Source organism: Planococcus soli (assembly GCF_016881065.1).
GTDB classification, from domain to species: domain Bacteria; phylum Bacillota; class Bacilli; order Bacillales_A; family Planococcaceae; genus Planococcus; species Planococcus soli.
Genome location: NZ_WXYN01000028.1, coordinates 1 through 22,831, shown reverse-complemented (window position 1 = coordinate 22,831; position 22,831 = coordinate 1). Strand labels below are relative to the sequence as shown.

At 46.4% G+C, this 22,831-nt stretch carries 20 protein-coding genes, 1 other RNA gene and 1 other annotated feature; of the genes, 14 read left to right on the top strand and 7 right to left on the bottom strand.

What is annotated here, in order from left to right; all coding sequences use genetic code 11:
* The first annotated feature begins 390 nt into the window (after positions 1–390).
* Together guaB and GJB59_RS13260 are read left to right on the top strand one after the other, a co-directional pair.
* Positions 391–1,854, top strand: a complete 1,464-nt coding sequence (gene guaB, locus GJB59_RS13265; protein WP_142830918.1) for an IMP dehydrogenase — start codon at positions 391–393, stop codon at positions 1,852–1,854.
* 128 nt (positions 1,855–1,982) lie between these two features.
* Complete coding sequence (locus tag GJB59_RS13260; protein ID WP_142830916.1) at positions 1,983–3,323, top strand: D-alanyl-D-alanine carboxypeptidase family protein; 1,341 nt, start codon at positions 1,983–1,985, stop codon at positions 3,321–3,323.
* Between the two features lie 40 nt (positions 3,324–3,363).
* Here the strand turns inward: GJB59_RS13260 and pdxR are convergent, their stop codons facing one another.
* Positions 3,364–4,758, bottom strand: a complete 1,395-nt coding sequence (gene pdxR / locus GJB59_RS13255) for a MocR-like pyridoxine biosynthesis transcription factor PdxR (protein ID WP_142830914.1) — start codon at positions 4,756–4,758, stop codon at positions 3,364–3,366.
* A gap of 104 nt (positions 4,759–4,862) precedes the next feature.
* Here pdxR and pdxS point away from each other — a divergent pair, with 104 nt between their 5' ends.
* The 4 genes from pdxS (at position 4,863) to GJB59_RS13235 (ending at position 8,873) form a co-directional block, all read left to right on the top strand.
* Positions 4,863–5,747: a pyridoxal 5'-phosphate synthase lyase subunit PdxS gene (gene pdxS / locus GJB59_RS13250; protein ID WP_142830912.1), complete on the top strand. Its 885-nt coding sequence runs from the start codon at positions 4,863–4,865 to the stop codon at positions 5,745–5,747.
* A gap of 2 nt (positions 5,748–5,749) precedes the next feature.
* Positions 5,750–6,364, top strand: a complete 615-nt coding sequence (gene pdxT, locus GJB59_RS13245) for a pyridoxal 5'-phosphate synthase glutaminase subunit PdxT (protein WP_142830910.1) — start codon at positions 5,750–5,752, stop codon at positions 6,362–6,364.
* Between the two features lie 11 nt (positions 6,365–6,375).
* Positions 6,376–6,582: a binding site (T-box leader), on the top strand.
* 65 nt (positions 6,583–6,647) lie between these two features.
* On the top strand, positions 6,648–7,922 hold the full coding sequence (gene serS, locus GJB59_RS13240) for a serine--tRNA ligase (protein ID WP_142830908.1): 1,275 nt from the start codon (positions 6,648–6,650) through the stop codon (positions 7,920–7,922).
* A gap of 90 nt (positions 7,923–8,012) precedes the next feature.
* The gene (locus GJB59_RS13235) at positions 8,013–8,873 is read left to right on the top strand and encodes an alpha/beta fold hydrolase (protein ID WP_142830906.1); all 861 of its coding nucleotides are present in this window, start codon (positions 8,013–8,015) and stop codon (positions 8,871–8,873) included.
* Positions 8,874–8,889: 16 nt separating this feature from the next.
* Here the strand turns inward: GJB59_RS13235 and tadA are convergent, their stop codons facing one another.
* Complete coding sequence (tadA, locus tag GJB59_RS13230) at positions 8,890–9,378, bottom strand: tRNA adenosine(34) deaminase TadA (protein ID WP_142830904.1); 489 nt, start codon at positions 9,376–9,378, stop codon at positions 8,890–8,892.
* 125 nt (positions 9,379–9,503) lie between these two features.
* Between tadA and GJB59_RS13225 the strand changes: the two genes are divergently transcribed.
* From GJB59_RS13225 to GJB59_RS13215, 3 genes are all read left to right on the top strand, one after another.
* The gene (locus tag GJB59_RS13225; RefSeq protein ID WP_142830902.1) at positions 9,504–10,364 is read left to right on the top strand and encodes a YitT family protein; all 861 of its coding nucleotides are present in this window, start codon (positions 9,504–9,506) and stop codon (positions 10,362–10,364) included.
* 95 nt (positions 10,365–10,459) lie between these two features.
* Positions 10,460–11,098: a deoxynucleoside kinase gene (locus GJB59_RS13220; RefSeq protein WP_142830899.1), complete on the top strand. Its 639-nt coding sequence runs from the start codon at positions 10,460–10,462 to the stop codon at positions 11,096–11,098.
* Positions 11,095–11,763 (top strand): deoxynucleoside kinase, encoded by a 669-nt coding sequence (locus tag GJB59_RS13215; RefSeq protein ID WP_142830896.1) that lies wholly within the window; start codon positions 11,095–11,097, stop codon positions 11,761–11,763. Before GJB59_RS13220 ends, GJB59_RS13215 begins: the two co-directional genes overlap by 4 nt.
* Positions 11,764–12,159: 396 nt before the next feature.
* On the opposite strand, the gene GJB59_RS13210 is transcribed toward GJB59_RS13215, so the two are convergent.
* From GJB59_RS13210 to GJB59_RS13190, 5 genes are all read right to left on the bottom strand, one after another.
* A complete protein-coding gene (locus tag GJB59_RS13210; protein WP_142830894.1) occupies positions 12,160–13,173 on the bottom strand; it encodes an ABC transporter ATP-binding protein in 1,014 nt (337 codons plus the stop codon).
* Positions 13,118–14,185, bottom strand: coding sequence for an ABC transporter ATP-binding protein (locus GJB59_RS13205; protein ID WP_142830892.1), 1,068 nt, complete (start codon positions 14,183–14,185; stop codon positions 13,118–13,120). Before GJB59_RS13205 ends, GJB59_RS13210 begins: the two co-directional genes overlap by 56 nt.
* A gap of 18 nt (positions 14,186–14,203) precedes the next feature.
* Positions 14,204–15,151 carry an ABC transporter permease gene (locus tag GJB59_RS13200; protein ID WP_142830890.1) on the bottom strand — a complete coding sequence of 316 codons (948 nt, stop codon included), beginning with the start codon at positions 15,149–15,151 and terminating at the stop codon, positions 14,204–14,206.
* An 11-nt stretch (positions 15,152–15,162) separates the two neighbouring features.
* A complete protein-coding gene (locus GJB59_RS13195) occupies positions 15,163–16,071 on the bottom strand; it encodes an ABC transporter permease (protein WP_142830888.1) in 909 nt (302 codons plus the stop codon).
* 123 nt (positions 16,072–16,194) lie between these two features.
* On the bottom strand, positions 16,195–17,265 hold the full coding sequence (locus GJB59_RS13190; RefSeq protein WP_142830920.1) for a M24 family metallopeptidase: 1,071 nt from the start codon (positions 17,263–17,265) through the stop codon (positions 16,195–16,197).
* 219 nt (positions 17,266–17,484) lie between these two features.
* Between GJB59_RS13190 and GJB59_RS13185 the strand changes: the two genes are divergently transcribed.
* From GJB59_RS13185 to recR, 5 genes are all read left to right on the top strand, one after another.
* Positions 17,485–19,095: a glutathione ABC transporter substrate-binding protein gene (locus tag GJB59_RS13185; protein ID WP_142830886.1), complete on the top strand. Its 1,611-nt coding sequence runs from the start codon at positions 17,485–17,487 to the stop codon at positions 19,093–19,095.
* 259 nt (positions 19,096–19,354) lie between these two features.
* An RNA gene (ffs, locus tag GJB59_RS13180) (signal recognition particle sRNA large type) lies at positions 19,355–19,620 on the top strand.
* Between the two features lie 166 nt (positions 19,621–19,786).
* Positions 19,787–21,520: a DNA polymerase III subunit gamma/tau gene (dnaX, locus tag GJB59_RS13175; RefSeq protein ID WP_142830884.1), complete on the top strand. Its 1,734-nt coding sequence runs from the start codon at positions 19,787–19,789 to the stop codon at positions 21,518–21,520.
* Between the two features lie 27 nt (positions 21,521–21,547).
* Entirely contained in the window at positions 21,548–21,868 is a 321-nt protein-coding gene (locus GJB59_RS13170) for a YbaB/EbfC family nucleoid-associated protein (RefSeq protein ID WP_142830882.1), read from the top strand.
* A 12-nt stretch (positions 21,869–21,880) separates the two neighbouring features.
* Entirely contained in the window at positions 21,881–22,477 is a 597-nt protein-coding gene (gene recR, locus GJB59_RS13165; RefSeq protein ID WP_008497656.1) for a recombination mediator RecR, read from the top strand.
* Positions 22,478–22,831: the final 354 nt, after the last annotated feature.

The window sequence follows — 22,831 nt, the reverse complement described above, 5'->3', positions numbered from 1 at the left end:
CAAAAAAGTCGTTACCGATTCCGGTAACGGCTTTTTTGTTGTTAAGGTTAAGATAGTTGTTCTAAGAAAACCTCCATATAGTTGAACCGATCATATTCAACTATATTTATTTTGCTCTTATAATGCGCTAGCATAATACATTGTCTGATAGTGACCAGCTAAGGCCATTCTATAAATTAGAACTTTTAACCTCAGCTTACAAGAATTCTCAGCAAAAGAAATGTTGTCATTTTAAGTGAGTTAAATGTCTTAGTGAAAATTGAAAATGTACTATAATCATTCTGATTAAGTATTCTAAATAGTTTTTCTTTTGTCAGTTTCTTGACACACCATATCCGCGCTGATAACCTTACAATAATATTTAAAAGGAAGCAGGAGGCGCGTCTACTTATGTGGGAATCAAAATTTGTAAAAGAAGGCTTAACGTTTGATGATGTATTGCTTGTACCAGCTCATTCGGAAGTTTTACCGAAAGATATTGATTTGTCCGTTGAATTGACACCAACTCTTAAGTTGAAGATTCCAGTGATCAGTGCAGGGATGGATACCGTAACGGAAGCTAAGATGGCTATTGCGATGGCTCGCCAAGGCGGATTAGGGATTATTCACAAAAACATGAGCATCGAAGAACAGGCTGAACAAGTTGTCACTGTCAAACGTTCAGAGAACGGCGTTATCACAGATCCTTTCTTTTTAACACCGGAACACCAGGTTTATGATGCTGAGCATTTGATGGGCAAATACCGCATTTCGGGTGTGCCAATTGTTAACAATAAAGAGGAACTGAAGCTTGTTGGGATCATTACGAACCGCGATTTGCGTTTTATCCAGGATTACTCGTTGAAAATCAACGATGTTATGACAAAAGAGAAGTTGGTCACCGCTCCTGTCGGGACGACGTTGGAAGATGCAGAAAAGATTTTGCAGCAATATAAAATTGAGAAGTTACCGATCGTCGATGACCAAGGTGTTCTTAAAGGGTTAATTACCATTAAGGATATTGAAAAAGTTATCGAATTCCCAAATGCAGCCAAAGACAAGCATGGGCGGTTGCTTGTCGGTGCCGCTGTTGGCGTCACTTCAGATACAATGAAACGCGTCGAGCATTTGGTGAAGGCTTCTGTTGATGTTATCGTATTGGATACGGCTCACGGACATTCAGCAGGTGTGTTGGGTATGGTCCAACAAATCCGTGCAGCGTATCCGGAATTGACGATCATTGCAGGCAATGTAGCTACTGCTACAGGCACAAAAGCATTGATTGAAGCTGGTGCAGATGTAGTGAAAGTCGGAATCGGTCCTGGCTCTATTTGTACGACACGAGTGGTAGCGGGCGTTGGGGTTCCTCAAATTACAGCTGTTTACGACTGCGCAACGGAAGCGCGCAAGCACGGCAAAGCAATTATTGCTGATGGCGGAATCAAATATTCCGGAGATATCATTAAAGCGTTGGCAGCAGGTGGACACGTTGTCATGCTCGGCAGCCTGTTAGCCGGCACAACTGAAAGTCCGGGAGACACTGAAATCTTCCAAGGACGCCAATTTAAAACTTACCGCGGCATGGGATCAATCGCTGCTATGGAAAAAGGTTCAAAAGATCGTTATTTCCAGGATGATGCGAAAAAATTGGTTCCGGAAGGCATCGAAGGCCGCATGCCGTATAAAGGGCAGCTTTCGGATACCATCCACCAATTGCTTGGGGGCATTCGTGCTGGAATGGGCTATTGCGGAACAAAAGATTTACAGACATTGCGTGAAGAAGCGCAATTTATCCGTATGACAGGTGCAGGTTTGCGCGAAAGCCATCCGCACGATGTCCAAATTACTAAAGAATCTCCTAACTACTCTATTTGATAGACCTATCGGCACCTTTTCCATCATTTTCTTGATGGAAAAGGTGCTTTTTTCATGTTTTTATTTTTGGGTCTAAAGAATATGCTAAAATAGCATGTGGAATCTTATAGACGGAGGTATTTATAAAAGTGAAAAAGATTTTTAATAAAGGATTACTGACAGCATTACTGGCTGCATTAACATTGACTGCAATTGTTCCGCAGCAAACACAAGCGGAAGAATCATTAAATATAATGGCGGAAGCCGCGATTTTAGTAGACGCTGATAGCGGTAAAATTCTCTATGAAAAAAATGCTGAAACGCCTTTAGGGGTCGCCAGCATGACAAAGATGATGACGGAATACTTATTGTTTGAAGCAATCGAAGAAGGGCGGGTTACTTGGGATCAGGAATACCAAGTGACGGATTATGCCTATCAGATTTCTCAGGACATGCGCTTGAGCAATGTGCCGTTTCGCGAAGACGGCGTTTATACTGTAAAAGAAATGTATGAAGCGATGGCCATTTTCTCGGCCAATGCAGCCACCATCGGCATTGCTGAGACGATTGCAGGAACAGAAAGCGAGTTTGTCCGCTTGATGAATGAAAAAGCTGAAGAAATGGGCTTGGGAGAAACGACTTTCGTCAATTCAACAGGGCTCAGCAATTCAAGCTTGATGGGAATGCACCCGGAAGAAACCGAAGAAACGGGTGAAAATATCATGCCGGCGCGTTCAGTTGCCAAACTGACAAAAATTCTACTGGACGATTATCCAGAGGTACTGGACACGACAAAAATTCCGGTGATGAATTTCCGTGAAGGAACGGTGGATGAAACGCGGATGGAAAACTGGAATTCCATGCTGCCGGGCTTGATTTACGAGTACGAAGGGGTGGACGGATTGAAAACCGGCAGCACGGATTTTGCCGGCTACTCGTTTGCAGGAACAGCAAAGCGTGATGATACCCGTTTTATCACGGTAGTCATGGGTGCTGTAGACAATGAAGGCGAAGGTTCTTACAAAGCTCGTTTTGAAGCGACGCGTGCGTTGTTCGATTTTGGTTTTGGCCAGTTCACGACAGAAGAAATCATTCCTGCAGGGTACCAGTTTGAAGGACAGGAAACTTTAGCTGTTGAAAAAGGTGTGGAAGAAGAAGTGGCGATTGCCGTCAAAGAGCCTGTATCCATGATGATCCGTACAGCAGACAAGGATTTGTATCAGCCGGAATTGCAGCTGGACAATGCAGTCGTTCAGGATGGCATGCTTGAAGCGGCTGTAGAAAAGGAGTTAGTGGTAGGAACGCTCCAACTGACAACAGCAGATGGCACAGACTATGGCTATTTGAGCGGCAGTGGAACTAAAGTCGAAGTGGCGACCACTGAATCTGTCGAGCGTGCCAATTGGGCTTCCCTAGCAATGCGCGATGCTGGAGGATACTTGTCGTCTCTTTGGGACGATGCCGGTAGTTTTGTAAAAGGGTTATTTTGATAGGAAAAGCCGTTCATCTTTTTCGGATGAACGGCTTTTTTCATTGGATTTCCCAGCAGGACATCAAGTCGGTGATGCCGGAGTGAATTTCTTGTTCCGACAAGCCGCCGAAACCAAGGACAATTTTTGGCTGTGCACCGGCTCTTTTATGAACGTCGTAGGACTGCAGGCCCGTGACGCGGATACCAGCTTCTTTAGCGCGTTTTACAAGCTCTTCTTCGCTCAATGAAGTCTGGATGGTGAGAACGATATGCATGCCTGCTTGTTCGCCTGAAACCGTTACGGCTGGCGCGAAGAGGGCCAGAGATGAACTTAGCTGTTTGATTTTCTTCTGATACAATTTGCGCATGCGGTTGAGATGGCGCGCGAAATGGCCATCTTTCATGAATTTGGCGACCAGCTGCTGATCGTGTCTTGGTACGGATGAAGAATAGTGCAGGAATGTTTGCTGATAAGCCCGCAGCAGCCGTTTTGGCAGAACCATGTAAGCGATGCGCAGGGAAGGCATGAGTGATTTGGAAAAGGTGCTGATGTAGATGACCCGGTCGCTTAAGTCCATGCTCTGCAAAGCGGGGATCGGCCGGCTCGTGTATCGGAATTCGCTGTCGTAATCGTCTTCGATAATATAGCGTTCCGGCTTGGCGGCAGCCCAGTTGAGCAATTGCGCCCGTTTGGTGGCACTCAGCACAGAGCCAGATGGAAACTGGTGGGAAGGGGTAACGTACGCCACATCCACATCAGAAGCTTCCAATTCACTGACGTTGATGCCGTCAGGATCCAGTTCAATGGGGATTGCCTGGCGGTCGTGATGGCTGAAAATGCTGTGGGTCAGCGCATATCCGGGATTCTCATAGCCATAGACCAAGGTTTTATCGAGAAGGCGGATGAGCAGGGGCAGAAGCTGTTCTGTACCGGACCCGATGACAATCTGATCCGCATCGCAGACAACGCCGCGGGACTGATACAGGTAGCGCGCAATTTCCTGGCGCAGTGCATCGTCGCCTTGGGGATGGCCGGATAGCAGCCATTCATGATTGGACTCATCCAAAATGTCGCGTGTCAGTTTACGCCAGGTGGCAAATGGAAACGAGTGCGTATCAATGCTGGCAGAGTTAAAATCCACTTTATAGGAAATGCTTTCTTTTGGAACCGGCTCGTCATGGGAAATATCCAAATAAGCAAGTTCTTCGACCGGCTGGGCATAAAATCCTTTGCGCGGCCGAGATTCAATAAACCCTTCAGCGACCAGCTGGGAATAGGCGAGTTCCACAGTTGTTTGGCTGATTTGCAGGTAATCTGCCAATTTTCGCTTGCTTGGCAATTTAGTATCCACCTGGATGCTGCCATCTATGATGGCTTTTTTTATTTCACGATAAAGCTGCTTGTACAAAGGGGTTTGAGACTGTTTTTGAAGTTGAAACATGAGCATATCCAATAGCTTTCCTCCAACTGACCTTATTGAAATGAATATAACTGAGTCTTTTTATATGGTCAAACTCTATTATACTGAATTTATTAACAAATAGGGGGAATTAGTAAATGACTCAACATGGAACAGATCGCGTAAAAAGAGGAATGGCCGAAATGCAAAAAGGCGGAGTGATTATGGACGTGGTCAACGCGGAACAGGCGCGCATCGCTGAAGCTGCAGGAGCTACCGCTGTTATGGCGCTAGAACGTGTGCCTTCCGACATCCGTAGAGACGGTGGAGTAGCCCGCATGGCCGATCCGCGAATTACAGAGGAAGTAATGAAAGCCGTATCGATTCCCGTCATGGCAAAAGCGCGCATAGGCCATATTGTGGAAGCCCGTATCCTCGAAGCGATGGGTGTCGATTATATTGACGAAAGCGAAGTATTGACGCCTGCCGATGAAGAATTTCATTTATTGAAAAACCAATACACCGTGCCGTTTGTCTGCGGCTGTCGGAATTTAGGGGAAGCAGCTCGCCGAATCGGTGAAGGAGCTTCCATGCTGCGCACAAAAGGCGAACCGGGTACAGGCAATATTGTCGAAGCGGTCCGTCATTTGCGCCAGGTGAATGCGGAAGTGCGGAAAGTGATTGCGATGAGTGAAGATGAATTGATGACCGAAGCGCGCAACCTTGGAGCTTCCTACGAATTTCTGAAAGAAGTGAAAAACCTGGGCCGCTTGCCGGTTGTCAATTTTGCTGCGGGCGGTGTTGCGACGCCGGCAGATGCGGCTTTGATGATGGAACTCGGAGCGGACGGCGTATTCGTTGGATCGGGCATCTTCAAATCGGATAATCCGGAACGGTTTGCCCGTGCCATTGTCGAGGCGACGACGCATTACCAGGATTACAAGCTGATTGCGGAGCTGTCGAAAGATCTGGGCATTGCCATGAAAGGCATTGAAATGTCAACGATTGCTGCAGGCGAACGCATGCAGGAGCGGGGCTGGTAAGGATGAAACGAGTTGGAGTTCTCGCTTTGCAGGGAGCTGTCCGAGAGCATCTCCAGTCAATTACAGCATGTGGAGCAGAAGCAGTTCCGGTAAAATGGCCAAAGGATCTTGAAAGGTTGGATGCACTTATCTTGCCGGGCGGTGAAAGCACGGCGATGCGTCGATTGATCGACCACTATGGCTTAATGGATCCGCTTCGGGAGTTTGCCAAAACCGGGAAGCCGATGTTTGGCACGTGTGCGGGACTGATCCTGCTGGCCAAAACAGTCGTCGGTTCGAATGAAGCGCATTTGGGCGTCATGGACGTAGCAGTTGAACGAAATTCATTCGGCCGGCAAGTGGACAGTTTTGAAGCGCCGCTTGAAATCAAAGGAATCGACGGAGCTTTTGAAGCAGTTTTTATCCGGGCGCCTCATATTGTCAGCGTGGGATTGTCAACTGAAGTGCTGTGTGTTCACAACGGGAAAATTGTCATGGCAAAAAGCGGCCAATTTTTGGGCTGTTCGTTCCATCCTGAATTGACCGAAGACCATCGCATCACAAAATATTTTTTGAGCATGATCCCACACAAGTCAGACCTTCTCTTGCCAAATAGATCAATTTATAGTAAAGTATGATTAATTTCAAAGACGAAACGTTGATGGGAAGTAGTAAAGCGATTGTTTTTCCAAAGAGAGCCGGTGGTTGGTGCGAACCGGTGAAAAACGCGTTTGAATCCACCCCGGAGTTGCATGGCGAAAAAAGCCATTGCCGGTTTTAATGCCGTTATGTGATGAAGAGGATTGGCTTATGCCGATCAATCAGGGTGGCAACGCGGGTAGCTCTCGTCCCTTTACCAGGGGATGGGGGCTATTTTTGTTGTCTTTTTTTATGTGATTCCAATTTTGAGGAGGAAATGGTATGTTGGATATTCGTTTTGTACGTGCAAATTTTGAAGAAGTAAAAGCCAAACTGGCAAAGCGCGGAGAAGATATTTCTGTGCTGAATGATTTTGAAGGATTGGATGTTAAACGGCGTGAATTGATTGCGCAGACCGAAAAATTAAAGGCAGAACGCAACGAAGCGTCTCAAAACATCGCCGCGATGAAACGGGCAAAAGAAAATGCGGACGAAGCCATTGCGAAAATGCGGGAAGTCGGCGAAGCGATCAAAGCCATTGATGAAGAGCTGCGGAAAGTGGAAGAAAGCTTGAACTACATCATGATGCGTGTACCGAACATTCCGCATGACAGCGTTCCATTCGGTGATTCTGAAGACGACAACGAAGAAATCCGTACATGGGGCGATAAGAAGGAATTTGGTTTTGAAGTAAAAGCGCATTGGGATCTGGGTACGGATCTCAACATCATCGACTTTGAACGTGCAGCTAAAGTAACCGGAAGCCGCTTTGTTTTTTACCGGGGACTCGGGGCACGCCTGGAGCGCGCATTGATCAATTTTATGATGGACCTTCATCAGGAAGAGCATGGCTATGAAGAAATGCTGCCTCCGTATATGGTTAACCGTGAAAGCTTGACCGGCACTGGCCAATTGCCGAAATTTGAAGAAGATGCCTTCCTGATTGAGAAAGAGGATTATTTCCTGATTCCAACCTCTGAAGTGCCGGTAACAAACTTTTACCGCGATGAAATTTTGACAGCAGATATGCTGCCGCAGGCCTTTGCGTCTTACAGCGCGAATTTCCGCTCTGAAGCGGGTTCTGCGGGCCGGGACACACGCGGGTTAATCAGACAGCATCAATTCAATAAAGTCGAGCTGGTGCGCTTTGTGAAGCCTGAGGATTCTTATGACGAATTGGAGAAATTGACGGGCCATGCGGAGAAAGTGCTTCAACTTTTAGGGCTGCCATACCGCGTCCTGAAAATGTGTACAGCAGATCTTGGCTTTACGGCTGCCAAGAAATACGACATTGAAGTTTGGATTCCAAGCCAGGATACGTACCGGGAAATTTCTTCTTGCAGTAATTTTGAGGATTTCCAGGCACGGCGTGCGAATATCAAATTCCGCCGGGAAACAACCGGCAAACCTGAATTTGTTCACACCTTGAACGGCAGCGGCCTGGCAATCGGCCGGACCGTGGCAGCGTTGCTCGAAAACTGCCAGCAGGAAGACGGTTCAATTAACATACCAGAAGTGCTGCAACCATATATGGGCGGCAAAAAGACAATCAATTAATAAAAGGCTCAAAAGCACATTGCTTTTGAGCTTTTTTTGTTTGGAAAAGAGGGTAATGGTAGGTAAAAGAAAGAACGGGGGAGTTAGTTGATGGAAAACGTGAAATTCCAATTCATAGAAACGAATGGCATCAAACTTCATATGGCTGTAGCCGGACCTGAGGAAGGGCCGTTGGTAGTTTTGCTGCACGGTTTTCCGGAATTTTGGTTTGGCTGGAAAAACCAGCTTCAGTTCTTGGCAGAAAAAGGCTGTCGGGTAGTGGTGCCGGACCAGCGCGGTTATAATTTGAGCGATAAACCTGAAGAGATCGATCATTACACTGTCGACTTTTTGCGGGACGATATTATTGGCATCATTGAGCATTTCCAAAAAGAAACAGCTATTATCATCGGACACGATTGGGGCGGTGCAGTAGCCTGGCATCTGGCAGCTACACGGCCTGAGTACGTGGAACAGCTGATTGTCCTGAACATCCCGCATCCTAAAGCTATGCCGCGTGTCTTTAGGAAAAATCCGCTGCAATGGATAAAGAGTTCCTATATTGCTTTTTTTCAACTGCCTAATCTGCCTGAAAAGGCTCTCAGTAAGGGAGAGTTCAAAGCGATGCAGCAAAGCCTTGAGCAAACCAGCAATAAGAACACTTTCTCCAAACAGGAAATCGAGCAATACAAAGCGGCGTGGTCCCAGCCCGGTGCACTGACAGCGATGCTCAACTGGTACCGAGCCATCCGGCGGGGAAGTTTGGGGCAAGTGCCCGAGACAAAAATCCAGGTGCCAGTCAGAATCATTTGGGGTCTCGGCGACCAATTTCTGTCGCCGATGCTGGCAAAAGAAAGTCTAGCATTTTGTGAAGACGCCGATTTGGTATTTGTCGGCGAAGCGACTCATTGGGTCCACCACGAACAGCCAGAAATCATCAACCGGCTGATGGATCAATTTATCAGCAAATAAAAAACGGAAGACCCGTTTACAGGGTTTTCCGCTTTTGTTTTTTGATTTCCCGAAGATTCCGGAAAAATTGGGTCAGCAGCTGCCCGCATTCTTCAGCCATGACATTTTCCGTTACCTGGCATTGGTGGTTAAAGCGGTCATCGTTCAGCAACCGGTATAAAGAGTCTACACTGCCGGCTTTGGCATCCCGTGCGCCGTAAACGACATGGGGAATACGGGATTGCAGGATGGCTCCTGCACACATTGGACACGGCTCTAACGTAACGTAAATCTTTGTGTCTTCCAGCCGCCAGTTGCCGAGGTGCTGACAGGCTTCCTGTATCGCCAACAACTCTGCATGAGTAACCGCATTTTGGGTCGTCTCCCGCAGGTTGTACGCACGGGCAATCACTTGGTCCTGATAGACGATTACAGCGCCGATCGGAACTTCACCTTTGGCACCTGCTTTTTGCGCTTCTTCAATTGCCAATCCCATATAAAAATGGTCTTTTTCTAGTCCGTTCATGATGCATCGCTCCTTGGCTCTAGTGTAGCATTTTCCATCAGCAAAAAAAGCAGGAAAAGGCAGGCAGACAAAAAACACATAACAGCGTAAAATGGAGAGATTAGAAACCGGGGAGTGATTCAAGGATGAAACAGCATAAAAAGGAAAAACCGCTGCATTTTACGGTACGCTTTATCTTCATGTTCATTGGTGCCGCAATGGCAGCCGCATCCATTGAATTATTCTTGGTTCCCAATTCGATCATTGATGGTGGAATTATTGGGATTTCGTTGATATTGGACTATTTAACGGTAATTCCCTTTGGTGTTTTGCTGGTCGCCATCAACTTGCCGTTTCTTTATTTTGGGTATAAGCACATCGGCCGCAATTTTTTTATCTCTTCGATCTTTTCCATCGTTGCATTGGCGTTGATAGAGATTCCGATGCATCAAATTGAGCCGTTTGTGGCAGATCCGCTTCTTGCTACCGTCTTTGGCGGCCTGCTTCTTGGAGCAGGTGTCGGAATTGTTATCCGCAATGGCGGGGCGCTTGACGGTACAGAAATTCTTGGGATTTTATTGACGAAAAAGCTGCCATTTTCAGTTGGCGAATTTGTTATGTTCTTCAATGTCTTCATCTTCGGGTGGGCTGCTTTTGTGCTCGGGATGGAACAGGCGATGTATTCCGTATTGACGTATTACATTGCTTCAAAAACCATCGATGTGGTCATTCAGGGCTTGGACGATACGAAAGCGGTGCTGATCATATCGGAAGAGTACGAAGAAATCGGGTTGGCCATCAACGACCGACTTGGCCGCAGCTTCACCAAACTGCACGGCAAAGGCGGCTACCTCAATTCGCCGAAAGATGTTATTTATGTGGTGGTCACACGCCTGGAAATCACCAAGCTCAAGCAGATTGTGGCAGACATAGATTCCAAAGCCTTTTTGACCATCATGGCGACGCAGGAAGTCCATGGCGGAACGTTCAAAGCACCGATCCATTGATCAAATTGCCAACTTTTCGCTCTACTTTTAACCAGAGCTGTGTGTTAAAATAAATGGCATTGCAATTTACTTGAATCGAAAAAGGAGGACTTCGCATGCCGGTGCCATTCATCACGGTAGAAGGTCCGATTGGTGTAGGAAAAACTTCGCTGACCAAAGCGCTCGCCGATCAAAATCAATTTCAGCTGTTAAAAGAAATTGTTGACGAAAATCCGTTTTTAAATAAATTCTACGAAGATATAGAAGAGTGGAGCTTTCAGACAGAGATGTTCTTTCTGTGCAATCGCTACAAGCAGTTGGCCGATATCCAGAAAAAGTTCATTTCGAACCGTGAACCGGTCGTAGCGGATTACCACATCTTTAAAAATCTCATCTTTGCGAAGCGTACATTGCCGGAAGCCGAATACGCAAAGTATGAAGCCATCTATAAAATTCTGACGGTGGATATGCCGAAACCGAATATGGTCATTTATCTGCACGCCAGCCTGGATACATTGATGAAGCGCATCAAACTGCGCGGCCGTGAATTCGAACAGATGATCACACCGGAATACATGGAGCAGCTGGCTGCGGATTATCATGAGTTTATTGAACGCTTTGAGCGTGAGCATCCCGAAATTCCAGTGCTGCGTTTTAATGGCGACGAAATTGACTTTGTCCAAAACAGCGGCGATCTTCAGCTGATCTTGGACAAGGTGGATGGAACTTTACAAAAGAGGAGTTTGACCTTATGAATTTACGAGAAAAATACGGCATTCCACAGAATGCGGTAATTACAATAGCTGGCACAGTAGGTGTCGGAAAATCTACGATGACCAAAGCATTGGCGGATGCCCTGCAGTTCCGTACGTCATTTGAAAATGTTGATACGAATCCATATTTGGATCTGTTTTACGACGATTTTGAAAAATGGAGCTTCCATCTGCAGATCTATTTCCTGGCTGAACGCTTTAAAGAGCAGAAGCGGATGTTCGAATACGGCGGCGGATTTATCCAGGACCGCTCGATTTACGAAGATACCGGTATTTTCGCGAAAATGCACTGGGAAAAAGGCACGATGAACAATGTCGATTATGAGACATACACCAACCTGTTCGAGGCGATGGTCATGACACCGTATTTCCCGCACCCGGATTTGCTGATTTATTTGGAAGGCTCGATTGAAGACATCCTTTCCCGCATCCAGGAACGTGGACGGGCAATGGAGCAACAAACGCCGGTGGATTACTGGCTGGAAATGCACCAGCGCTACGAAAATTGGATCAATTCCTTTAACGGATGTCCAGTCCTGCGTTTGAATATCAACGACTATGACTTGATGAACGACCCGGATTGCTCCGAGCAGATTGTGGAGCGCATTGGCGGATTCATGAAACAAACTTCTATTCTACGCAAATGAAGAAACCCTTGAGCAGCATTGCTCAAGGGTTTTATTCATATTTCCCGGGAAATAAAAAAAGACATAAAAAAACCGGAAAGCCGAAGCCTTCCGGTACTCTATATCGAAATAATCAGACATACAAGTTTTAAGAAAAATTCGTTACTTGCGTAACGAATCCAATCTCGAATTTATATGCGCGTGTAAATTCAAAANCAAGACCGATCCCTTCAGCCAAACTTGGGTATTCCTCCGTATCAGACAAGGAATAATTTATCATGAATTTTAAAAGCCGTCAATACTTTTAAAGAAAATAGTGAGTTTTTTTCGCTGATAGAAAAAAACGGTTGCTTGTGGCAGGTGAAAAAGAATAAAAAATGCCCGAACGCTCCTGTAGTGCAAGCGTCCGGACAAAGCTTAATAATTCGGCTGTTTTTCTCCAGATTCGATTTCTTCAATGTAATGGCAGGCAGCTTCATGGCCTTCCTTCATTGATGAAGCAGTGCGCAGTTCCGGTACGTCAACTTGGCATTTCTCGGTTGCATACGGACAGCGCGTATGAAAGCGGCAGCCCGATGGCGGGTCAATAGGAGAGGGTACGTCGCCCCGTAAGACGATCCGTTCTTTCTTTTTGTCCGGATCGGGAATCGGAATGGCAGACAGCAAGGCTTTCGTATATGGATGCTTTGGGTTTTCGAACAAGCTATACTTATCTGCGATTTCCACAATCTTTCCAAGGTACATGACAATGATTCGGTCTGAGATGTGGCGAACCACTCCAAGGTCATGTGAAATGAACAAATACGTCAGTTTAAATTCATCCTGCAATTCCTCGAGCAAATTGAGCACTTGCGCCTGGATCGAGACATCAAGTGCAGAAACGGCCTCGTCACAAATAATCAATTGAGGATTTACCGAAAGCGCCCGGGCAATTCCAATGCGCTGGCGTTGTCCACCCGAAAACTCGTGTGGGAAGCGATCTGCCTGATACGGCAACAATCCAACAGTCTCAAGAAGTTCTTCGGCGCGGCCGCGCCGCTCGTTGGCTGGCAGAACCTTTTGGATATCCATCGCTTCGGTCAGTACGGAAGCGACAGTTTGGCGAGGGTTGATAGAGGCGTACGGATCTTGGAAAATAATCTGCAAGTCTTTTCGGTATTTCCGCATATCGCGCTTGGATAAACCGGCAAGGTCAACGCCTCGGAACTCCACTTTTCCTTCTGTCGGTTCCTCAAGGCGCAGGATGGCCCGTCCCGTCGTCGATTTTCCACAACCGGATTCGCCAACAATACTGACGGTTTCGCCTTCATAAATGGTGAAACTGATGTCATCGACCGCTTTTACATGATTGACGGTACGGCCGAGAAAGCCACCTTTAATCGGGAAGTACTGTTTTAGCCCCTCCACTTTTAGCAATTCTTGTTTCTCCATAAATGTCCACCTCCGCTTCTCCAGTCCATTCATCTGTATAAATCCAGCAGCGCACCTGGTTGCCATTTTCATCGGTTTCGAGCTGCGGCATTTTCGTGCGGCATAAATCGGTCGCGGCCGGACAACGCGGCGAAAAGCGGCAGCCGACCGGCATTTCGTGAGGGCTTGGTACATTCCCTTTAATCGGTTCGAGCTTATCCTGTTCGATATCATGGCGCGGCAAGGACTTCAACAGGCCGATTGTATAAGGCAGCTTGGGCTGATGAAACAGGGTTCGGATATCCGAGTATTCCACAACTTGACCAGCATACATAACGGCAACATAATCGCAGGTTTCGGCAACAACGCCAAGATCGTGTGTAATGAAGATGACCGACATGCCGAGGCGGTCCTGAAGTTCTTTGATCAATTCCAGTATCTGCGCCTGAATTGTTACATCAAGTGCAGTTGTCGGTTCATCCGCAACCAGAATTTCAGGGTCGCAGGCGAGCGACATCGCGATCATGACCCGCTGGCGCATGCCCCCTGAAAGTTCAAACGGGTAGTTTTTCACCCGCTTGTCGGGGGAAGGGATGCCAACAAGCTGCAATAGCTCCACCGACCGGATAAATGCATCTTTTTTAGACATATTTTGATGCAGCATGAGTGCTTCGCTTATTTGCTGACCGACGGTGTAGACGGGATTTAAAGAAGTCATCGGTTCCTGAAAGATCATGGATATTTCATTGCCGCGAAGCTTGCGCATTTGATTTTCCGTGAGTTTTAGTAAATCGTCGCCTTTGTAAAGGACTTCTCCATTAGTGATTTTTCCGTTGGAAGCAAGGAGTTGGAGAATAGACAGGGAAGTGATGCTTTTTCCTGAACCCGATTCGCCGACGATGCCGATGGTTTTGCCTTTTGGCAATTTAAAGCTGACGCCATCGACTGCCCGGACATCTCCAGTATCTGTTTTAAAGATTGTCTGCAGGTTTTTCACTTCCAAAATAATATCTTCAGTTCCTTGAATGCTCATATCATGGACACCTCGTTTCTAATTCAAATCAATTCGTTTGTTCAGTAAACGATAGGAAATATCGACAAGCAAGTTGACGAGTACGAAAATGACCGAGATCACCAGCACGGTACCTTGAACAACTGGGAAATCACGTGTCCGAATGGCATCAATTGTCAAACGGCCCATGCCATTGATGGCAAAAATGGTTTCTGTCAGCACCGCACCCCCAAGAAAGCCGCCAAACTCAAGGCCGACAACCGTGACAACCGGAATCAATGCATTTTTCAATGCATGCCGGTAAGTGACAATCCGCTCAGATACTCCTTTGGCACGTGCGGTTCGGATATAGTCCTGGCCGATAACTTCCAGCATCGACGAACGGGTCATCCGCGCAATGATTGCAGCACCTCCTGTTCCGAGCGTCAGAACCGGCAAGATGATCTGCCTCCACGAGTCACCCCAGCCGGAAGGGCGCATTTTTAGAAACTCGAGCGATTCAGGCATCCAGTTGCCGATCGCAAACCATTGGATAAGGAGCAGGCCGAACCAGAAGTTGGGCATCGATAAGCCGAATAATGCAACAATCATAATCGATGTATCAGCAAGAGTATAATGGCGTACAGCTGAAACGATGCCGGCGATCAAGCCGAGAAAAACGGCAACAATTGTAGAATAGAAGGCAAGTTCAACAGTTACCCAAAACCTTGAGCCGATTTCATCCATAACCGGTCTCCCTGAGCGGACTGAAGAACCGAGGTCTCCTTGGACAGCATTGCCGAGAAACCGGCCATATTGGACGGGAATCGACTCGTTCAAGCCGAGGCGTTCGCGAATATTTTCGACTGTTTGTTCAGAAGCGCCTTCTCCCGCTACAATCTGCGCTGGGTCACCAGGAACCAGGTGCATCAACGAGAATACCAGGATCGTGACACCGATCAGTACGGGAATCGTTTGAATAAGACGACGGATAATATACTTTGTCAACGTTCAACACCTCACCTGTTTTTCATTTTTGGATCCAGTGCATCCCGCACTCCATCGCCAAAAATATTAAAGGCGAGAACCACGAGAACAATCATTAAGCCTGGAAATAAAGCGACATGGCCAGCTTCGAACATATACTGGCGGCCTTCATTGAGCATAGCGCCCCATTCAGGTGCAGGCGGCTGCGCGCCAAGACCGAGAAACGACAGGCCGGCTCCGGTCAAAATAGCTGTCGCAATCCGCAATGAAGCCTGCACGATGATCGGCGACATGATGTTTGGCAAAATATGCTTGAAGATGATCCGGAAATCGGAAGCGCCGAGCGCTCTTACTGCATCAACGTATTCCAATTTTCGTACGGACAAAGTAGAGCCGCGGACCACACGGGCAAATGCCGGAACCGAGAAAATACCAACTGCAATGATGACGTTGGTCAAACTGCCGCCCAGTACGGCAACGATTGCCAATGCCAGCAAAATTCCCGGGAACGCGAGCAGGACATCCATGAGCCGCATAATGACCGCATCAACACGTCCTCCATAATATCCGGAGATGATTCCAAAAACGACTCCGACGATGCCGCCGATAAAGACCGATAAAAATCCGACATATAAAGTCAGTTTCGCCCCAAAAATAAGGCGTGTGAATATGTCGCGGCCGAAACTGTCTGTTCCGAACCAATTAGAAGCAGAAGGACCTTGGAGCTTGTTCGTCAAATCGGTTTGGTTCGGACGATAATCAGTAAATGTGGTGATGATCCATGGTCCGATAAAAGCCATAAGCACCACAAACACAATTAGCAGACCGCCAATAACAGCTGCTTTGTTTTTGAGCAGCCGCCGCCAAAACTGCTTGTAGCTTTCAATCCGCGGATTGATTTTTTTGGCAGTGACGGGGGAATTCACTGTTTCTTCACTCATGAAAAGCACCCTTTCTATAAAACAAAAATTTTGACTAATTAGATTATTTAATTTTACTAAAATCTTTTGAAGAATGATAGGTGCGAGCCAAGGTCTGTTTAAAAAAATTAACAACAAGGGAGATTACACAGCAATAATCTGCAATTCTTTTGTAGCCGTCGTCAGATTTTCGTAACCGTCCTCTGTAATTACAATAAAATCTTCAATGCGGACACCCCCGAAACCGGGTATATAAATGCCCGGTTCCACCGTAATGACCATGCCTGGTTTCAGGACAGTGTGGTCATTGGCACGCATGGCAGGACTTTCATGCACGGCCAGACCGATGGAGTGGCCAAGGCTGTGGCCAAAGTTAGCGCCATACCCTGCTTCTGCAATTACAGAGCGTGCCAAGTGATCAAGTTCCGAGCAGACTTTGCCGGGACCAATGGCTTCTAACGCCACTTCTTGTGCCTGTCGGACGATATTGTAGATTTCCCGCTGTTTTTTGGAAGCTTCGCCAACGACTACCGTTCGGGTAAAGTCTGTGTAATAGCCATTGATTTTCGCTCCAATGTCCATTTTTACAAAATCACCTTCTTTAATAATGCGTTCGGTAGCCTGTCCGTGCGGCAAGGACGATCTTTCCCCGGAAGCAATCACGTGATTTTCTTTAATACCATCTGCACCGCCTTTTCTCATGAAAAATTCCAGTTCCAAACCCACCTCTTTTTCCGACATGCCCGGGCGAATAAAGGATAGAATGTGATCAAATGCTTGATCACATAAAGCAATTCCCTTTTTGAAATAGCCGATTTCTTCTTGGTCCTTAATCATTCTGAGGTTGTATATGGCATTCTCACAGTTGAACAGCTCCAAGGAAGGATTCAAGTTTTCAAGTTCCTTGTAATCTTGAACCGTCAATTTGCTGAATTCGATGCCCAGTTTTTGCCCAGCAAGTTTGTTGACGTAGCTCGTGATGACTGGATTGACGTTTCGTTCGTGATTAATAATCTCGAAATCTGGCGCTTCTTCTCTGGCCTGGTCCATATAACGGAAGTCGGTCAGCAAATAGTTTTTTTCCTGGGTGATGAGGAGTACGCCGCTGGAGCCTTTAAATCCTGAAAAATAGTACCTGTTTTCCGGTGAAGTAATTAAAACCGCGTCTGTGTTGGTGAACTGCAATTCTCTTCTTAAGTTTTGAATGCGTTGCATGCTCAAGTCAATCACCCCTTTTTTAATATGGAAAATTAAAAACTGTTAATAAGAATATTTGCATAAATTACGAAAATACACAAGAATATGAACAAAAAGATTGTAAATTTATCTAATTAGTTTCTATTGTAAAGATTTTAACACTATGATAATATTTTTATCAGAATACTTTTTAAATTTAAAAATTCAGTCAAATAAAATCAAGGGGAGGAATTGAATGTGGCGCTATCAAGAAAAACAGTTTGGACAGTCTTATCATTGCTGATGTTTGCTCTTTTTTTGACTGCATGTGCAGGAGGAAGTGATACGAGTGAGGGGGATACTGACGAAGGCGGCAGTGGGGCTGGCGAAGAAGCGCAAGGCGGAGATTTAATTTTAGCGGTCCTGTCAGATGCATCTTCTCTGGATCCGCACGGTGCAAATGATGTCCCTTCTTCAGTAGTACAGGAAAATATTTTCGAAACCCTTGTCGAGACAGATGAAAACAGCGAAATTATTCCGGGCCTTGCAGAGTCATGGGAGGCAGTTGATGAAATGACATGGTCGTTCAAGTTGCAAGAAGGAGTCACCTTCCACGACGGAGAAGCATTTAATGCGGAAGCCGTAAAAATGAATTTAGACCGAATCCGTGATGAAGAACTGGGTTCTCCGCGCGCAAACCTGTTTGCAATGATTACAAATGTAGAAGCAGTGGGTGAGTATGAATTGGAGATCACCACCGAATATCCGTTTTCACCATTGCTCTCTCACTTATCCCATAGCAGCGGCGGGATGATTTCACCTGCTTCCATCGAAGCGGATTACGAGGCAATAGCAGCTGGGGAAGACCCGTTCTCCGTGGTTTCCAGAAATCCAGTTGGAACCGGCTATTTTAAATTCGAATCTTGGAATCCAGGTTCGGAAATTCTGCTCACAAAAAATGAAGACTACTGGGGTGAAGGGGCAAACGTAGATTCTGTTGCGTTCCGAGTAGTGCCTGATTCTCAAGTTCGTGCAGCAGATCTTGAAACTGGCAACGTCCACATCATTGATCCTGTGCAGCCAAATGAAGTGGAACGGATTGAAAGTTCCGGTGTAGCTTCTGTATTGCGCACGCCATCTTCGAGCTTAGCGTATCTTGGATTTAACGTGCAGAAAGAACCGTTTGATGATCCGTTAGTGCGCCGTGCGATTTCATATGCAATTGATCGCGAAGCAATCATCAGCGGAATTTACGAAGACTATGCTATTCCGGCAATTGGGCCGTTAGCGCCAGGAATTTTTGGCTACACTGATGATATCGACACAATTGAATACAATATGGATGAAGCAAAGTCACTCCTAGCGGAAGCAGGAATGGAAGAAGGTTTTGCGACTACGATTTGGACCAACGATAACCCACAGCGCCAAGCAATCGCAGTACTTGTTCAAGAAGCCTTGGCTGAATTGAATATCGAAGCCTCTATTGAAGTATTGGAATTTGGAGCTTACCTTGATCAAACGGCCGCCGGGGAACACGATATGTTCATCCTGGGTTATTCCAACCCGACAGGCGATGCCGATTATCAAATGTACGGCCTGTTCCATACCGAACAAATTGGAAATCCAGGAAACCGTTCGTTCTACTCCAATCCGGAAGTGGACGGGCTGCTTGACGAAGGACGCAGAGCAACAGATCCGGAAGAGCGTGAAGTAATTTATGCGGAAGTCGCCCAGCTTTTAACGGATGATGCTCCGATGGCGTTCTTGCTGCACCAGGAATATTTGAATGGTATAGCAGATACGGTTTCAGGATTTGAAATTGATTCTGCGGGCATCTATAAACTTAAAGATGTCAGCATCAGCCAATAAGCTTCTCCAATTGTTGTAATCCGGTCTTGCCTTGAACAGGCGAGACCGGATTTTTTATGCTCAACAATTTTTCATCCTGCAATTCATTTTTATATGTCCGCATTTGAGTCATCAGGTGGTCAGTCAGCCAGTCTTTGCAGAGGACGCTAGAGCTTTTTAGATTTACTAACCCTCTGAAGGACGGCTTAAAGCACTTGTGATTTTTATTAATAAACTTATCGATTGATTTTTTGGTGAATAATTCGTATACTAGTAAATGCCGTGCTAGGTGGGAAGATAGCGGTGTCCTGTAACCTGCAATCCGCTTTAGCAGGACTGAATTCCTTTCTGAGGCTGTTTGTATGTAAGGTCTGCCTCTTGCACGTAGTGTTGACATCTGGGTCCTGCGCAATGGGATCCCATGAACCATGTCAGGTCCGGAAGGAAGCAGCATTAAGTGGAACATTCCATGTGCCGCGGGATCGCCTAGATCGAGCCAGCGACAAGGGTAACGCTTATGTGCAGCAGTCGAAGAAAGGTGCACGGCAATAATATGTAAATTCAAACCTGTCCGCTCTTGCAGCGGACAGGTTTTTTTATTGTTTTGTTTGCGGAATCCTCACGCGCCAATCGGTGAAATCGTTCAGAAAGGCCGTTCTTTTATGATATAATGATAGGACGAAAAATAGATTAATTAAAAGGAGAGAACAAGTTGGCGTATCAAGCTTTTTACCGTGTTTACAGACCCCAGTCCTTTTCTGATATGACAGGTCAGACGCATGTCAAACAAACCCTTCAAAACGCTCTCCTTTACAATAAGACAACACATGCTTATTTGTTTTCAGGGCCAAGAGGGACAGGAAAGACCAGTGCAGCTAAGATCTTCGCCAAAGCATTGAATTGCGAGCAGGCTCCGGCAGCGGAACCGTGCAACGAATGTGCTTCCTGCAGAAGCATCAATGAAGGATCCAATACCGATGTCATTGAATTTGACGCAGCTTCCAATTCACGTGTAGAAGAGATGCGGGAAATCATTGAAAAAGTCCGGTTCTCACCGGCGAACTCGCGCTTTAAAATCTATATCATCGATGAAGTGCACATGCTGTCGAACAGTGCTTTCAATGCGCTGTTGAAAACATTGGAAGAGCCGCCGGAACATGTGGTCTTCATTTTGGCGACAACAGAACCGCACAAACTGCCATTGACGATCATTTCCCGCTGCCAGCGCTTCGATTTTAAATCGCATACACAGGTGGATATCGTTTCGCGTATGGTAGAAGTGCTGACGGATGCACAGATTCCTTATAACGAACAAGTACTTAAAATAATTGCCCAAGCTGCAGCAGGTGGAATGCGGGATGCACTCAGCCTGCTGGATCAGGTTGTATCCTTCAGTGGTGACGAGATGACAGTCGAAGACGCGCTGCTTGTTACGGGCTCAATCAGCCAGGACATGTTCTATGGCATTGCAGAAGCATTGCTTGCCAAAGACATCGGCCAGGCATTGACCTTGCTGGAACAACTGGTGCGCGACGGCAAAGACCCTGTGCGGCTAGTGGAAGATTTCATTACTTTCTTCCGGGATTTGCTGTTGATCCAAACGGCGCCTGACCTTCACGATATGTTGGAGTTGGCGACGCATGAACCGCGTTTTGAAGAGCTGGCCAAGCGTTTTGAGCCAGCGACGCTATATACGTGGATTGACATTTTGTCCAAAACCCAGCAGGAAATGCGGTTTTCAAACCACACAAAAATCTATATGGAAACCGCGTTGCTGAAAATGGCCCAGGCAGATGTACCGGTCCAAAGTACAGCTTCTGCCGTATCGCCTGAGCTCGAAGCGAAAGTTATCCAACTGGAAAATTTGGTGCGTGAATTGCAGCAGCAGGTGAAAAATGGAGCAGTCAGTGGTGCAGCGGCGGCACCGGCGGAACAGAAAAAACGCCAGCGCGCGCAAAGCAGCTTTAAAATACCGACAGGACGGATTCAGGATGTTTTGAAAAATGCGACCAAGATGGACATTCAAGCCATCAAAACCAACTGGGCGACAGTGATGAGCCAATTGCAGCGGTCGCATTCGGCTTTATTGAACGACGCAGAGCCGGTAGCGGCATCAGCGGATGCATTTGTGTTAAAATTCAAGTATGATATTCATTGCCAGATGGCTTCGGAAAACCAGACGTTTGCCGCAACTTTCAGCCAGTTGCTGGAGCAGTACGCAGGCAAGGCCTACACGCCGGTTTTTGTTCCGGACGCCAGTTGGCTGAAAATCCGTGAAGAATTTATCAAGAAGAGCGGATCGAAGGCAGGCACTGAAGAAAAACAGTCAGAGGCTGAAGAAGAAAATCCGTTTTCGGGTGAAGGAGCTGCAGCGGAAGAAGATCCGTTCATCTCAGAAGCCGAGCGTCTTTTCGGAAAAGACTTTGTCGAAGTTCATGACGATTAAAATGAAAATTCTAAGGAGGAACTAATTATGCGCGGTGGAGGAAATATGCAAGGCATGATGAAGCAAATGCAAAAAATGCAAAAAGAGATGGCGGTTGCTCAAGAAGAGCTTGGAACATTGAAGTTCGATGGAGCAGCTGGCGGCGGTATGGTCAAAGTTACTGTATCTGGCCATAAAGAAGTATTGGATGTTGTCTTGGACCCTACAGTAGTAGACCCGGAAGATGTTGAAATGCTTCAGGATCTTTTGATTGTAGCTACAAACGAAGCGTTTAAAAAAGCGGATGAACATGCGAATTCCACAATGGGGAAATTCACGAAGGGCTTAAATCTCCCGGGCATGTTCTAGGAGGTAAACCAGATGCATTATCCAGAACCGATTTCGAAGTTAATGGAGAGTTTTATGAAATTGCCAGGGATCGGGCCGAAAACAGCGGCCCGGCTGGCATTTTTTGTGCTTGGCATGAAAGAAGACACAGTGCTTGATTTTGCTAAAGCGCTGGTGGATGCGAAACGCAACTTAAGTTTCTGCTCAGTATGCGGCCATATTACCGATGTGGATCCTTGCCATATTTGCCAGGATCAGCAGCGCGACCGTACGACGATTTGTGTGGTTCAAGACCCGAAGGATGTAATTGCGATGGAGAAAATGCGCGATTACAAAGGGTTGTACCATGTCCTGCAGGGAGCCATCTCTCCAATGGATGGAATTGGCCCCGAAGACATCAATGTTCCTTCTCTTTTGAAACGTCTTCAAGACGAAGAAGTGGAGGAGCTGATTCTGGCTACCAACCCAACAATCGAAGGAGAAGCGACAGCGATGTATATTTCCCGCCTCGTGAGACCTTCGGGAATCAAGACTACCCGGATTGCCCATGGCCTTCCGGTAGGCGGCGATTTGGAGTATGCCGACGAAGTGACTCTGTCGAAGGCATTGGAAGGCCGGCGCGAACTTTAATTATAGAAGGAAATGCCGGAAAAAGGAGCCTTTAAAACTTTATTAATGGGAAATATTCTGATTAATTGTGTTTTTCATATAGTAGTTAGAGGAGAATAAATAGGTATTTATGAAAAGAAGATGAGTGTTGAAAAGAAAAGGAGTCAAGTAAAATGGCTTTACGGAGCTGTTTTTCCTGGCTTCTTTTTTAAACTCTTCCTATAGAAGTCAGAGAGGGTTTACAAGGAATGTTTTATAAATATAATTTTATTTACCAAAAGTGTTGACAGTCGGAACTATATGCTTTAATATCATAGGAGTCGTCAAGAACGGCGCAACAAATTGAACCTTGAAAACTGAACAGCAAAACGTCAA